This is a genomic window from Photorhabdus temperata (assembly GCF_025384845.1).
GTDB lineage: Bacteria > Pseudomonadota > Gammaproteobacteria > Enterobacterales > Enterobacteriaceae > Photorhabdus > Photorhabdus temperata.
The window spans coordinates 88917-102866 of sequence record NZ_JAJAFX010000004.1 but is presented as its reverse complement, the minus strand read 5'-3'; the positions used below and the strand labels follow the sequence as shown (position 1 = coordinate 102866).

The window sequence follows — 13950 nt, the reverse complement described above, 5'->3', positions numbered from 1 at the left end:
GTAGGTCTGCCTTGTATCTGTTTGAAAGCCTGAATCAGCTTATCCAAAAATACCTGCCTGGGAGTCAAATTGAACTCCTCAAGCAGGCTTATTCTGTTGCACGGGATGCCCATGAAGGGCAAACCCGTACCAGTGGTGAACCCTACATTACGCATCCTGTCGCGGTTGCCTGTATTCTGGCCGAGATGCGTCTCGACCATGAGACACTGATGGCCGCTTTGTTGCATGATGTTATTGAAGACACACCCGCCACCTTTCAGGATATCGCACAACCTTTTGGCCCTGTGGTCGCTGGGTTAGTTGAGGGGGTTTCCAAGCTTGATAAGCTGAATTTCCGCGATAAAAAAGAGGCACAAGCAGAAAACTTCCGCAAAATGATCATGGCGATGGTGCAAGATATCCGCGTCATTTTGATCAAACTGGCAGACCGTACCCATAATATGCGTACTCTCGGGGCGTTACGTCCAGATAAACGCCGTCGTATCGCCCGGGAAACGTTAGAGATCTACAGCCCCTTAGCCCACCGTCTGGGGATTCATCATCTGAAAACGGAGTTAGAGGAATTAGGGTTTGAAGCCCTTCACCCTAACCGCTACCGGGTTATCAAAGAGGTGGTAAAAGCGGCCCGTGGTAACCGTAAGGAGATGATCCAGAAAATTTTGTCTGAAATTGCAGGCAGGCTAGCTGAAGCCAATATTGAGTGCAAAGTCAGTGGCAGAGAAAAACATCTCTATTCTATCTACCGGAAAATGCACCTCAAAGAGCAACGTTTCCATTCTATTATGGATATCTATGCATTTCGGGTCATTGTTAATAATGTTGATATCTGCTATCGGGTTTTGGGGCAGATGCACAGCCTGTATAAACCCCGCCCGGGCAGAGTAAAAGATTACATTGCCATCCCTAAGGCTAACGGCTATCAATCCCTGCACACTTCTCTGATTGGCCCTCATGGGGTGCCAGTTGAAGTTCAAATTCGCACCGAAGATATGGATCAAATGGCTGAAATGGGCGTTGCTGCACATTGGGCTTACAAAGCACAAGGTGAATCCGGTACAGCCGCGCAAGTTCGTGCTCAACGCTGGATGCAAAGTTTGCTGGAACTACAACAAAGTGCCGGCAGCTCTTTTGAATTTATCGAAAGCGTTAAATCTGATCTGTTTCCTGATGAGATTTACGTTTTTACCCCGAAGGGGCGTATTGTGGAATTACCCGCAGGTGCCACCCCAGTTGATTTTGCCTATGCCGTACACACCGATATTGGTCACGCCTGTGTTGGTTCGCGAGTTGATCGCCAGCCATATCCATTATCTCAATCGCTTACCAGTGGTCAAACCGTTGAGATTATAACCGCACCGGGCGCTCGCCCAAATGCCGCCTGGCTGAACTTTGTCGTCAGTTCAAAAGCACGCGCTAAGATCCGTCAATTGCTAAAAAACCTTAAACGGGAAGACTCCATTGGGCTAGGTCGCCGCCTGTTGAATCACGCGTTGGGTAACGGGAAAAAGCTGGTTGATATTCCGCAGGAAAATATCAGTAAAGAATTGAAGAGAATGAAACTCGCGACCATAGATGATCTGCTAGCTGAAATCGGGCTTGGTAATACCATGAGTATCGTGGTCGCCCGCAACCTGTTAGGCGCACAGGAAAATACCACAAGCACCGGTAGCCATAACAACAGAGCACGTAAATTGCCCATCAAAGGCGCTGACGGTGTGCTGATTACTTTCGCCAAATGCTGCCGCCCCATCCCCGGAGACCCGATTATCGCCCATATCAGCCCCGGCAAAGGGTTGGTTATCCACCATGAATCCTGCCGTAATATTCGAGGCTATCAGAAAGAACCCGAAAAATTTATGGCCGTTGAATGGGATAAAGAGATCAATAACGATTTCACCGCCGAAATAAAAGTGGATATGTTTAACCACCAAGGGGCTTTGGCAAATCTAACTGCCGCCATTAACGCAGCCAATTCCAGTATTCAAGGTATGAATACAGAAGAGAAAGATGGTCGTGTTTACTGCGCTTTTATCCGGCTGACCACCAAAGACCGTATTCAGTTAGCGAATATTATGCGCAAAATCCGAATTATGCCGGATGTGATGCGAGTCAGCCGTAACAGAAACTAAACCGGATAGCCCGTGCAAATCAGCAGGTGAACAGCCAACAGCGCTATCCACAGCCGACTCACAAGACACTACCGGCAATGACGGCACCAGCCGCACGTCATCCCGGTTATCAAAGAACAGACCAATCAATGCTGAATCAACCTCATCCAGTATTCGGTCTAACCAACCCTCTCCCCCCACACCAAACATCAATACCAACCCGATAGCGATAAACAACAGTGGCAAAATCCATGTTCGGCACCAATACGCTAACAGCATACGGGGATACAGCGAATAGCGAATTTTGTTGCCCAATAAAAATCCACAGACAGTCAGCAATACAATACCGATAACCAGTACCACCCGGCTTATCAGCATCCCATAAGGCATCACACACACAATCGATAAAAACTCATCTTCCATCATGTCCCACCAGACCGCCACATGTGTGATACGACTCAGGAGATAAACGGAACACAAGCCCGCTGCAAAAACCAAGTGCGCATGTGATTAGCTTGTGATGATGTCCGGGAGCGCGTCGACTTCACCGTTTTCGTTAACGGCGCCTGGCCCTTCTGGGGCATTGGTTCAACGACTGCCGTAACAATCAGCATCAGCCGACGACTTCCCTGCTTCTCACGAAAGAAGACTTTTTCACAGGCAATCACATCACGTCGCTCATTGTAGATATAATTCATCACATCTGTTGCCCGGCGTTCTGTCACTCGGAACACCTGGCTGATTTCACGTTTAGTAAATCCGCGTCCCTTCAATAATCCCCAATACGCGACCGCCATGTACAACGGTGTATCATTCAAATGAGACAAGCAGGCAGGCAGACGAAAATCCCCATGATTACTTTGTTTACCCGTAATAGTCTGACTTCCAAGCAAATCGGTCTGACTGCCGCTTATTTGAAGCAGCATTGAATCATTAACATTGATTGTCATTTTACTCTCCCCCGGTGACTAACTGGTTTACCTGTTACCACATGAGAAATGAAATACTGTGATTTATCTGAAATGAAATACCTATAGGCTAATCCGCCCACCATATTTAATGATTTGTGTAAAAATAACGCTCTCCGCAGGCGCTATGGCCTTACCAACGTCATGTCCAAATTCGTCTGGAAATAACCATAATCCGAAAGCTTCAATCTCTGGAGTTGCCAGAGGCTTCCAGTGACATTGAAGTTAAACTTCGTAGTCTGTTGTGTAGGTGCTGTAGATGGTGTAGGGTTCTCTACTTGAAGGCACACAAAACCACCAGTTCCTGCATCTGTACTATTACTACCGTCGGCAAATGTTATTTGCTTATTCATTGACTGAGTTGTATTACCTTTACCCACAACAACATTCCCCATACAACTAAATTTAGGATCAGGATCAGCACTGAAACTAACCGGACCACTCTTAGAAGGTCCTTGGACTTCTACGCTAGACAGCTCAAGCTTTACCCCCAACGCTTCATTATCAATCTCTTTACTATCAGCCTCTGCATTATGCATCACCCGCAACATTTGATTCTGAGTACCTGGCATTATATGATTAGAAGATGCCACCACAATTACAGTGCCACCTGTATTTTCTCCTTCGGTGACAATGCAGGAAACTCGCATAATAAAGTTCATGTCCTTGAGTTTGACGGGGTTGAACTGACCGCTTCCCGGGGGTTCGTCTATTGGCTGAACCTCACCAAAGCTAAATCTCCTGCCAGTAAAAACCGGAATAAAACACTCTGGGGGCTGCAATATTACTGTAGGGTCTTTGATCTCAGGGAGACTACCTAGTGGTCGTTGCCAAACCACAAAATCGTTCTCACTTGAGGTCTTAACCTGAAATCCTACAAGATCACCATTAGGACTCGTGTCGAATTTGATCTTCTGATCGGGATGTCGCTGCCATGAAAAGTTGTCCCCACTACAAGAAACATCGAATTTGAAATCTTGCAATGCCGCATTTTTTACATCTTCATCAACCTTGGTATCGCCATTGTTTACTTCAAGAGATTCGTATTCAGTTTGATTAAGACCTGAATTATTCATCATATCCAGCGAAAAACGCTTTTCCGCTGTTCCCGGACGATTATCCTTAAAGCTAGCTTTAATTTTACAGTTGTATGTACCCGAGCTAACTTGCAAAGCGTCAAAGATTTTCCCCTTAGATACGAGCCGAAACTTAGCGTTCTCCATCGTTATTTTGGGGTCATCTCCTTGCCACAACATTGATGACACATTGGGAAACACAATATTTGCGCCTAAGTTTGCTTTCCCCGATGCTGGATAGGTGATGACAGAGCGATTCCACGGCACTGCTTGCCTAGGCCCAAGCGCATCACTGACTGCCGCCGCATTCCAGTATTCTACTTGTGTAGCAAGTACCGAGGAGGAAGAAAAGATACCCACAGATAGGCATATCACGCCTGCCCATGTCGGCCACTGCCACTGGCAACGATAAGCTACCATCCGACCAACAGCCTGCATTATCCTGTTAATAAACATTTTATTCATATTCATGCGATACCCAACCAAGGATTACTCCCCAATTGTCCTGTTAGAACTTCTCATTCGTTGCCATCACCCCGTCTCAGCCGAAATACATCCACCTCTCAGGGATTCCTCTTCTTTTGGTTTTCTGCATTGGATTGCCCGTGCAGATTGTCACCATACAGCATCCCTTTTTAACGGCAGGTTTCGTTCAGTTGCCTCATTGGACTCCAACTCTTATCGCCTTTCTTCTTTACCGGAGGTGCTCCCAGGTCAAATGCCACCTCGCACTGGCTATCCGGTGTATTACTCCACTTCACTTTCAGTACCCCCTTAGACGGCATACCACTCAGGTACACTTGCCCACCATCTCCCACTATCGCCGCCAGATTTGTATCTGCCTCCCCTTTCAGCCCCGCCATTGCCCCAAACGGTACAGGTTTACCGTGATAGGTGAGATTCATCAGCAATTGCTGCCCAATACGTACGGGGTAATCCACTATCACAACAGCCCCTTTCGTCGGGAATACGTTCTTGCTGCCTTGCTCCATATTCGCCCCTTCAGGCAGCGATGACGGGTCTAAGCTGATACTGTTACGGCTGTACGTCCTAGCATATGGCATAACCGCATACCCCCAGCGATCAGTAGTAACCGAGCTGGAGTTCATCACACGCACACCTTCAACCCCCGCTGTTCGCACTAACACAGCAGCATCGCCAATACGCGATGCCAAGGTGACACCATGCTGATGAGCAATCAATCCTCCGTTAAACCCATAGTTCACACTACGCCCCCCCTGTGAATCGTAGTTGTATCCCAAGTTCGCCTGCCCGAAAGCGCCATTGTATCCCATCGACACGGAACCACTGTTTCCTTGCCCTTGATTAGCTTGGCTTTGTGATACGCTCCAGGACAGACTATTGTCATCCAATACGGAGCCACCTAACCCTAGCTGGCTATTGCTACGCCCGGAACTATCACGGAAAAAATTATAATTAGCATACGCATTATTCAGGGCCGCATAGGAGCCAAATAAGCTCAGAGGAACATTCACGTTCAACGAAATTTGCCGGTTCTCAGGCCAATCACCATTACCTCGCATGCGATCAATGCTGTAATTAAGCCCCCAACCCACACGGTAGAAAGAACCATTCAACCCCATCGACAGAGTGGTATTGGTTTTAGAGCTGCCCCAGTAGTTATCCCGCCGACCACTGAGCCACAAGGAATAATTACCGGGCAATGACTGGCTTAGTCTCGTTTGCCAACTACTACGCCGCCGTTCAGACATCCAATAGGGAAGTTCTCCCCAAACACTGTAGCCTTGGATATTCGCATCCGAGAAACTCAGATAATTACGGGTGGAATAGCGGTACGCGGTTAAATCCACTGTCGTGCCAGTGGTCAGCATACTTTTCGAATATTTAGCACGGTAAGACTCCCCGCGCAGGAAGTTAGTCGCATTTTGCAACCGAGTTCGAGCCGTCGTGACATCCGCAGATAACGCCCCCATCATACCAAGGGAAAACCCAGCCCCCAGCGCCGCAGACTGGTACGATTGCGCCACCAAACCCCCACCGTATAATGTGACGTTGCCAGGCAAACCGTAAATCATCGAGGCCATGCCAAACACCGGCTTACGATTGTTGTATCCCCCCGCACGATAGCGTCCGGCTGCCACTTCGTACTTAAATTGCCCCTGCCGCAGCATCATGGGCAAACTAGAATAGGCTTGACTGAACCCATGGTGGGTACCATCCGCCTCGGTTATCGTTACCTGTAAGTCGCCCGCAGTACTGCTACTGACCAGATCTGTGATACGAAATGGGCCTGGCGCGACGTTGGTTTGGTAAATCACGCTTCCATTCTGCGTCACCGTAATCTGCGCATTGGATTTAGCTATCCCGCTGATAATCGGTGCAAAACCACTCTGCCTGCCAGGCATCATTGAGTCACTGGTAGCAAGCCCAATACCCCGATAAGGAAAACCATCAAATACCTGACCCGCCACGTTGCCAGTCGAGGTATCCCCTATCGTCAGATCACTGCGTAACATCACTACATCACGCTGCAAATAGGTTTGTAAGAAATTCCAACTTTGCTGGGATTGAGTCGTTTTCTTCACTGGACCATTAAATGAGTCATACCAATTATAAGTCTGAGCACTATAAGAATAGGTGGCAGTATTACGAAGACGCCAGGCCCCCAAATTCAACCCAGAATTAAAGCTACCGAACAGACTCTGACTCGTCTGTTTATTGCCAGATTGTGAGCGTCGGTTCCGATTGCCATTAATATTGTAATTCAATAAAAAAGCCGGAATCCCCTCTTGCCACAACTTTGGATCAACCAGACCATTCTCCAAAGGTTTCATCGCTATCTGGGGAACACTCAAGCCCAACTTCATCTGAGAAAAATCCAGATGAGCCGTGGCCTGAGGAATGAATTTGCTTAATGGACTACCCATTGGCTTATCCGCCGGTAATGCTTTTAATGCCGGTATACTACTCACATTGACACCCGCAGCCTCCAATAAATCTGGGGTAAGTACGGGAACCAGCTCGTTACTACCAGCACCATTATGCTGGAACGTAACATCACGTGAATCAAAGAAAGTACCATTAATGTAGATGTCAACTCGGTAAGTTCCCGGTGCCTGACCACCAGCAGTTTCAAACTGTGATAAATCCACCGTTTGCCCTGAACTTTGGCCAAACTCCAATAAAGAAGGATCAAAATAGTCACGCGCTGTTACCTGAGTATGCCAACCCGCCAGTAATACCAGCATCATCCGGCAAAAAACCGGAGAAAGGCACAATCCTATTCCGCATTTTGACAAGGATATAGCGGTGGAAATGCCCGGATTTATACGACAAATAGACGGACGTTCTGAACGACAGCTTATTGCCGGAATTAATACTTTCATTCTTAATTGCCATCTCTATTATTTAATGATAGGTCCATTGCTCACATATCTTCTGTTGATATCTGCAACGCCACTCACTATTAGCTAGTGGCTGCCAGAGACAACAACGGACCGGCTCTCTTCATCGGTATTTAAACCAAATTCATCGATAGCTCGCCACAATACTGTGACATGACTGCCCGGTAGTGTTTTACCCGATGGTAGTGACCAGCTCTGCTGACTCAATGGCGGCACCATACTGAACAAACTCCCAACAGGCACAGCAAACGAATTCACCTTCAAAGTCTGCAACGTTACCCAGAACGGCGACGGATTCGTTAGAGTCACAGTATCTTCCTTGACCGATACCTGTAACTGCTTCACTGCTCCAGCAACCCCCTCTTTTGGTAATCCTTTCGGGCGATAGAACAACTTCACTGCCAGAGTCATGACCACTTTCATCTGGACAAGGTTATTTGGCACAGAATTTTCCTTCTCGGAAGGCAACAGGCGCACATTCAGAAAGAACACCGACTCACGATCTTTTGGAAAGTCCCCACCAGTGCGAAGGATTTTCAGTACTTGACTACTGTGCGCATTCACCTTGCCCAGAGGAGGAATCACGATAAACGGCGCATTAACCGCTGTCGGTAAACCGCTCTTTGGGTCCATTTCCCGTACCATTGACTGAATAAGGTAGTTGTCGTCACTGTTATTACTGAAAGTCGACATAGCACCGTTGCTGGATGACCCAAGGTAGATCACACGCGGCTCATCGATAAACATCCCCTGAGGCTCTGCTTTCAGTCGCGATACAGGCAAGATCATTAACAAAGTACACAACACAGCTGTATATATCTGTTTCATTGAAGTATCCCATTAATGCCATGCAGTATTTCTTCATCCCAAAAATATTACTCAGTCCAAAACATTGCTTAGTGGCTCTGCAATACACCGTTCTGCGGCTTACTTTCTCCCCCGAAATCGGTCATCATCGCCCACGTCACCTTATCAGCCGCTTTACCTGCCAAGCCGGTCAGGGAATAAGTCACCTGACCAAAAGGCGCTAACATGGATGGCGCTTTATTCAGGTTTATGCTTTCACCAGCCAAGTTCAGCCAAGAAAACGTTTGGTAATACGGCGTCGGATTAACCACCACGACGGCATTGCTGGTTCGCGTAAACGTCAGCCGGGAATACGCCTGTTTCGGTGTCATCGGTAGATTATCTGGCCGGTAAATAAATTTAATGTTCATACCTAGCGAGATAGACAAGGATGCATCAACCTTATCCTGTTGCCCATCAGACTCACGGGGAACTACCCCCGCAGGAATCGCATTGATGCGAAGACGAAACAGTGACTCACGATCAGCCGGGAAATCACCACCGGTACGGATAACGCGCATCACATTCGCACTGTTACCTTCTATACGAAATAAGGGGGGCAGCACAGTAAACGCCGATGACCGAGTCTTGGTATCATCCCATGAGGTCACTGCCGCTTGTATCAGATACGCGCCATCACCCGAATTCTGCAACGAGATACTTTGTACTTTGTCACTTTGATGATAAACCAGCCGTGTCTGTCCTAGCATCAGACCGGCATGAGCCGGTAACGCCATCATTGCCCATAGCCCCAATAATCCCATTATCCACGCTTTTATATTCACCGTTTTTATATTCATACCTTCCACTTCACTTCTGGCAACATTTATCAGGCGTACCTGAACTTAGTTATCACGAATACTCAAACTCAAAATGTATAGAGACAAGGAGTTCTCCTCCGATCACTCTATGTTCTTTATCACCGGCCATAACCACCGAAAATGTCATGGATTGACCATCGTCCTTATCAAGGTTAGGTTCAAAATCGAAGCGTACCGGGTCCTCGACAGACTTCACCTTGACTGGTCCCTGGTTAACTCCCCCCTCTTTGCTCAGCAAAATTCCCACCCACTTAGCGGTAGAACCTGGCATCCAGAAAAGGTAAAGATTGTTACTATCAGTGTCCTTATTACCCCATACGAACAGAGTCGGTTGCTTTCTAATTTGAGTGCCGTCCCCTTTGAGAGGTGCCTGATTACAACCCGACAGAGTGAATTTTAACGTTTTTCTCGTTTCTTCCAGAGATACACCATCCTTGAACTGATTGGCCCTGTAAGGTTTTTCGTAGTTTATAGAATATTTGCCACCGGACATGCCATTCACTGACAGCACACAAGTCGGGGGCAACAGAAAACCGTCCAATGAAAAATGAGCAGTTGTGTCGTGAGGTTGAGTTTGAGCTTGCACCGGCAAAACCAAATTGACACTCAACCCGACCATTATCATGACGAGTAACAAATACTTTGTCCGATTGCGATAGCCTATTAAACAACTGTTCATAAGTTTTTTATTATTCATTTTCATCCAACTCCCCTTATCACTCGTTTCCCACTTTGTATCCTCCGTGATAAACCGCCCTCACCGATAGGTAAATGTAAAAGTGACACTCGCATGTAATTGACCAGGTCGAATAACACCATCACCCTGCCGCTCCCTAGCGATCGCTACCACTATAGGAACTTCCGCCTGCTGGTCTTCAATTTCAATACCAAGATCGTCTAGCGATGTACCCCTTCCAGTGGATATTAAGTCACCCCAATCAATCTCGTCGCCTCCATCATCCGACACTGAATACATGAGAACAAATCCAAATCCCTCAGAACTATCAGGGCCATCAGAATCACGGAACATGATGCGTCCGTTGTTGATAGTAGTACCTTCCACAGATATCTCGGGACTACTGAGAGTATTGGCATTCGGATAGCCACAATTAGTCAACTTCAATTGAAGCTTATGAGGGCTTAATATATCCCCTGGCTTTGCAAAGCTCGCTGCCGACAACGAACCGAAATCCAGCGTACCTCCGCTGCTTATCTCCATATCACAAGGTTCTGGAATAATCCCAGCATAAAACTCCACATCCACTCCACTCGTGCTTCTGGGGTAATGCCCCTCAGCCGCCCCACTGCCCACCAGAAACAATAGAACCAAGATAGAACAGCAGAAGCAGCGCATTACCGCATACCTACCCTTGGTCAGACAGGCCAACGGGTCATTCAGCCTATTCTTTTCTTGTCCTGTCACTGTCCCAAACATCGTACTTGCCTCAAATTAATTCTATGATTCTTTCTGTTAACAGATATCGCACTGCAATGCCGATAACATCAGCGATAATCAAACGTAAATGTCATCGTTGCGCTGATTTTGCCTGTCTTTTTGCAATCAGCTGCCGATTCACCGACGACTGGAGCACACATCAGTGAAAACTTGACCGGCACAGAAACAGAAGGGGCGTGGTCATTTATGATTGTGCCTTTATTAGCCAAGTGAAATGGGACTCCGTTCTTCAAATCCGAGGACCACTCCCCGCCATTGAGTGTCTTCAATTGCACAGTAACGCCCATTGCCGGGCTTTGTTTATCACGATTACGAAACAGCGTTTCATCCGTATCAACGTGATCGCCGGTAACGGTGATTGTGGGAGTAATACTGTCTTTATTGACCACAGCAGTGCAATTTTTCAGCGTCAGATAGGCTTCCTTGTTGATTTTGCCTGATACTACGTCTTTAAATTGCACAGTACCGAGTTCGATATTGCTGTCGCTCGCAGAGATATCACACGTCCCTTGGGTGATTGTGGCCTTAAACTTGGCATTGACAGAATTCTTCGCCCACAAAGGACTAGCAAAAAGCCACAAAACCCCCGCCATACCGATGTAACTCAGGTACCTGCGTACATACAGAACCATTGAGATACCGGTTTTATTGGATTGTGCCATTGAAGTTATCTCCTCCACCGAGATCGTTGATCACTGCCCATTCCACTTTCTTTTTATTCTGACTATTCTGAGCGGGATAAACGTGGGTACTAAAAGGTGCCAGCATTTGCGGATGACTATCAGAAAACTTCACTGGCACCCCATCAACTTTGATCTGCGTAAAGCTGATGTGATAAGGCGAATTATTACTGACTTGAATGCCCCCGGCAGCATGGGTAAAACGCAGCGCTTTGTATGCCTGCTCTGGCGTTCCCGCTAATCCCGTTGGCCGATAAAATAGTTTGATGGTATTGCCGATGGCATAAGCTATTCCACCGCCAATTTTGGCGCTTTCAAAGCGCTGGCCCGGAGGATTCCTACCGGGAATCGCGGAAGCATTAAAATAAAAGACACTTTCCCGATCGGTTGGCAACTTACTGGTATCACCTAAGATGCGCAGGACATTGGTTCCCTTAGGGTCCAAACGGAATAAAGGAGGAGAGACGTAAAAGGGTGCTTTACCGTTGCCATCAACGGTGCGAGTAATTTTAGTTGTCACTAGGTAAGGGATATTGGTTGTTGTATTGCGTACTGAGACTGTTGTTTCCGCTTTATCCTGTAAGAAAATAATGCGTGTAGCATCGATGCCAAATCCGCCTTCGGCCTGGCTCTGTGACGCGAACAAAAACGCGCTCAATACAAAGCTTTTTACTATGATGTTAGGAAGTCGGAGTTTACTGATCATCATTTTTCTCTTTTCACTCAGCCAACAGCGGTTTATAAAACACCGTTTTAATCATCCAGAATTTGCAACCAAAGAAGCCTGAAGAAAGGCTCCTCAGGCTGGTTATTGAATCAATAATCATTCATACGCTATGGAAAAATTAAGAGGAGCATGAATGTTCTGAGGAGATGGGTTCGCACCTACTGACGCCATATAAGCTTTAAAGACCACAGATTTGTTATTAAAGTCTTCCGCTTTAGGAGTTGTATCTTTTGATGAAGCCAATACGATACGGCTGTCTTTCTTAAGAAGCTCTTCCGTTCCATCACCACCAACCTTATAGGTTAATGCAACACCCGCATTTGGAATTTGCCCCTCCACATTACCCTGACCATCATTAAATATGTCAGTGCTTGCTCCTATCGTAGTCCCTGACACCAACAACTTAAGTGATTTTTTTGCCTCAACAGTACCACCACAGCCGCTGACACCAACAGTAAAAGATTTATATTCATCAATAATATACATGCCATTAAATTTATTCTTACCAGCGATGAATTCACTTGGCTTGCGGTTACCCAAACTGACATCACCATTTTTCACGCCACTGGTAATGTCACATGTCACATCCGAAACAGTACCAGTAATAGTTACTGTGGCGTTATTCGCCGCATTAGCAGCCGAAGCTGCCCCCAAAACCAACGCCGCCACGACGCTTATCTTTAATATCTTTTTCATTTAATTAATCCCGCTTAACTATAGAACAAAAATCAGACTTAACTTTACATACATTTGCTGATTATCAGTAACACTTAGCTGTACATAAAATTGTCAATTAGGACCATTTTGACAATTGAGATACACATTGGAATTTATGTTCAAAAATTCGCCACATATAAAATAATTCAATGACCAATCACAAAATTTAAGAATATTTTGTTGTTGATTTCGAAAAATAAGAGCAACAATTTCAAAAAAGGAACCTGGGAAAGGAGGTGTTTTGGGGTATTGCAGGGAAAAATTAGGCTATTTTGGTATAGCTGTGTTAGAATACATAATGCTTTACAAAGATATACAATTCTGTATCTTTCATTATTAGAAAAGTTTCAGTATAGTTTCGTGGTGGGTGTATCTCAATTGTCAAAATGGTCCTAATTGTAGTGATTAACGTTTGCCTTTCACGCCCCAAACTCCTTGAAAACGTTCAGCATTACTCGCTGTATAACGCACAGTGTGACGAATGTTTTTATGTCCAAGATAATCTTGTATCAGTCGGGTATCCACTCCCCGGTCTGCAAGGGCAAAACCACAGGCATGACGCAACATATGCGGATGCGGCACGACAGCAATATTCGCCAATTGCCCTAATCGACTAATAATCTGGTAAATCCGCTGACGCGTAAGTGGCTTCCCAGAGCGTGACAAAAACAACCAATCACTATCTGCCCCCAAGAAAGTTTTGCGCACTTTAAGCCATGCCTTAATCGCCCGAACCTCACGGAGCAACAGAGGATGGTTAGTACAAAATCCTCCTTTTAACCGCCGGATATACAGGCATCGCTCTTTCAATTCCATATCAGATAACCGTAAATGTCTGGCTTCGCTGACACGAAAACCATGGATAAAACTCATGTACACCAGACAATAGTTCCGCTCTGGATTAGCACCGACTTTCGCCATTTCCAGCATACTTTCTATTTCTGACTGAGTCAGATATTTTCTTTGGCCCATGACTATTTCTCCAAACATATTGATAGCATAACCCGGCTATTATTCCCCCTGACAGAATCGTTCCCAACTTCGAGACATAAGCCAGCAACCGACAGAACCTGGGAATAAAATACACACCATCAATTTGCCCAAATGGTATGTTGTTCACCGGGGTCACAGAGGGTTATACAGATGAGAGGTAGGATTTAAACAC

13 protein-coding genes are annotated in these 13950 nt (G+C 46.3%); 1 reads left to right on the top strand and 12 read right to left on the bottom strand.

The annotated features are described in order from the left end of the window. Positions 1 to 11: 11 nt before the first annotated feature. Positions 12 to 2129 carry a bifunctional GTP diphosphokinase/guanosine-3',5'-bis pyrophosphate 3'-pyrophosphohydrolase gene (gene spoT, locus LGZ99_RS02640; protein WP_021326363.1) on the top strand — a complete coding sequence of 706 codons (2118 nt, stop codon included), beginning with the start codon at positions 12 to 14 and terminating at the stop codon, positions 2127 to 2129. Here spoT and LGZ99_RS02635 read toward each other — a convergent pair. The 12 genes from LGZ99_RS02635 to LGZ99_RS02580 form a co-directional block, all read right to left on the bottom strand. Further along, entirely contained in the window at positions 2061 to 2531 is a 471-nt protein-coding gene (locus LGZ99_RS02635) for a hypothetical protein (protein WP_036837640.1), read from the bottom strand. The genes spoT and LGZ99_RS02635 overlap by 69 nt on opposite strands. 35 nt (positions 2532 to 2566) lie before the next feature. Beyond that, on the bottom strand, positions 2567 to 3058 hold the full coding sequence (locus tag LGZ99_RS02630) for a CaiF/GrlA family transcriptional regulator (protein WP_036837637.1): 492 nt from the start codon (positions 3056 to 3058) through the stop codon (positions 2567 to 2569). 143 nt (positions 3059 to 3201) lie between these two features. Next, positions 3202 to 4623: a hypothetical protein gene (locus LGZ99_RS02625; protein ID WP_023044532.1), complete on the bottom strand. Its 1422-nt coding sequence runs from the start codon at positions 4621 to 4623 to the stop codon at positions 3202 to 3204. 164 nt (positions 4624 to 4787) lie between these two features. After that, positions 4788 to 7520 carry a fimbria/pilus outer membrane usher protein gene (locus LGZ99_RS02620; RefSeq protein WP_081704201.1) on the bottom strand — a complete coding sequence of 911 codons (2733 nt, stop codon included), beginning with the start codon at positions 7518 to 7520 and terminating at the stop codon, positions 4788 to 4790. Positions 7521 to 7604: 84 nt separating this feature from the next. Continuing rightward, positions 7605 to 8366, bottom strand: coding sequence for a fimbrial biogenesis chaperone (locus LGZ99_RS02615; RefSeq protein ID WP_023044534.1), 762 nt, complete (start codon positions 8364 to 8366; stop codon positions 7605 to 7607). 68 nt (positions 8367 to 8434) lie between these two features. Beyond that, complete coding sequence (locus LGZ99_RS02610; RefSeq protein ID WP_235184673.1) at positions 8435 to 9184, bottom strand: fimbrial biogenesis chaperone; 750 nt, start codon at positions 9182 to 9184, stop codon at positions 8435 to 8437. Positions 9185 to 9236: 52 nt separating this feature from the next. Further along, the gene (locus LGZ99_RS02605; RefSeq protein ID WP_262978828.1) at positions 9237 to 9884 is read right to left on the bottom strand and encodes a hypothetical protein; all 648 of its coding nucleotides are present in this window, start codon (positions 9882 to 9884) and stop codon (positions 9237 to 9239) included. A 78-nt stretch (positions 9885 to 9962) separates the two neighbouring features. Then, positions 9963 to 10463 (bottom strand): fimbrial protein, encoded by a 501-nt coding sequence (locus LGZ99_RS02600; protein WP_235184672.1) that lies wholly within the window; start codon positions 10461 to 10463, stop codon positions 9963 to 9965. 245 nt (positions 10464 to 10708) lie between these two features. Then, positions 10709 to 11293, bottom strand: coding sequence for a fimbrial protein (locus LGZ99_RS02595; RefSeq protein ID WP_262978827.1), 585 nt, complete (start codon positions 11291 to 11293; stop codon positions 10709 to 10711). A gap of 13 nt (positions 11294 to 11306) precedes the next feature. Then, positions 11307 to 12047 carry a fimbrial biogenesis chaperone gene (locus LGZ99_RS02590; protein WP_023044539.1) on the bottom strand — a complete coding sequence of 247 codons (741 nt, stop codon included), beginning with the start codon at positions 12045 to 12047 and terminating at the stop codon, positions 11307 to 11309. Positions 12048 to 12164: 117 nt separating this feature from the next. After that, entirely contained in the window at positions 12165 to 12764 is a 600-nt protein-coding gene (locus tag LGZ99_RS02585) for a fimbrial protein (RefSeq protein WP_152552706.1), read from the bottom strand. 426 nt (positions 12765 to 13190) lie between these two features. Then, positions 13191 to 13757 (bottom strand): tyrosine-type DNA invertase, encoded by a 567-nt coding sequence (locus LGZ99_RS02580; RefSeq protein WP_021326372.1) that lies wholly within the window; start codon positions 13755 to 13757, stop codon positions 13191 to 13193. Positions 13758 to 13950: the final 193 nt, after the last annotated feature.

Excerpts from the sequence above, each read along its gene's own strand:
- LGZ99_RS02620 (WP_081704201.1), bottom strand. The coding sequence starts at position 7,520 with ATGAAAGTATTAATTCCGGCAATAAGCTGTCGTTCAGAACGTCCGTCT.
- LGZ99_RS02630 (WP_036837637.1), bottom strand. The coding sequence starts at position 3,058 with ATGACAATCAATGTTAATGATTCAATGCTGCTTCAAATAAGCGGCAGT.
- LGZ99_RS02585 (WP_152552706.1), bottom strand. The coding sequence starts at position 12,764 with ATGAAAAAGATATTAAAGATAAGCGTCGTGGCGGCGTTGGTTTTGGGG.
- LGZ99_RS02610 (WP_235184673.1), bottom strand. The coding sequence starts at position 9,184 with ATGAATATAAAAACGGTGAATATAAAAGCGTGGATAATGGGATTATTG.
- LGZ99_RS02615 (WP_023044534.1), bottom strand. The coding sequence starts at position 8,366 with ATGAAACAGATATATACAGCTGTGTTGTGTACTTTGTTAATGATCTTG.
- LGZ99_RS02595 (WP_262978827.1), bottom strand. The coding sequence starts at position 11,293 with ATGGTTCTGTATGTACGCAGGTACCTGAGTTACATCGGTATGGCGGGG.
- LGZ99_RS02625 (WP_023044532.1), bottom strand. The coding sequence starts at position 4,623 with ATGAATATGAATAAAATGTTTATTAACAGGATAATGCAGGCTGTTGGT.
- LGZ99_RS02605 (WP_262978828.1), bottom strand. The coding sequence starts at position 9,884 with ATGAACAGTTGTTTAATAGGCTATCGCAATCGGACAAAGTATTTGTTA.
- LGZ99_RS02590 (WP_023044539.1), bottom strand. The coding sequence starts at position 12,047 with ATGATCAGTAAACTCCGACTTCCTAACATCATAGTAAAAAGCTTTGTA.
- LGZ99_RS02580 (WP_021326372.1), bottom strand. The coding sequence starts at position 13,757 with ATGGGCCAAAGAAAATATCTGACTCAGTCAGAAATAGAAAGTATGCTG.
- LGZ99_RS02635 (WP_036837640.1), bottom strand. The coding sequence starts at position 2,531 with ATGGAAGATGAGTTTTTATCGATTGTGTGTGTGATGCCTTATGGGATG.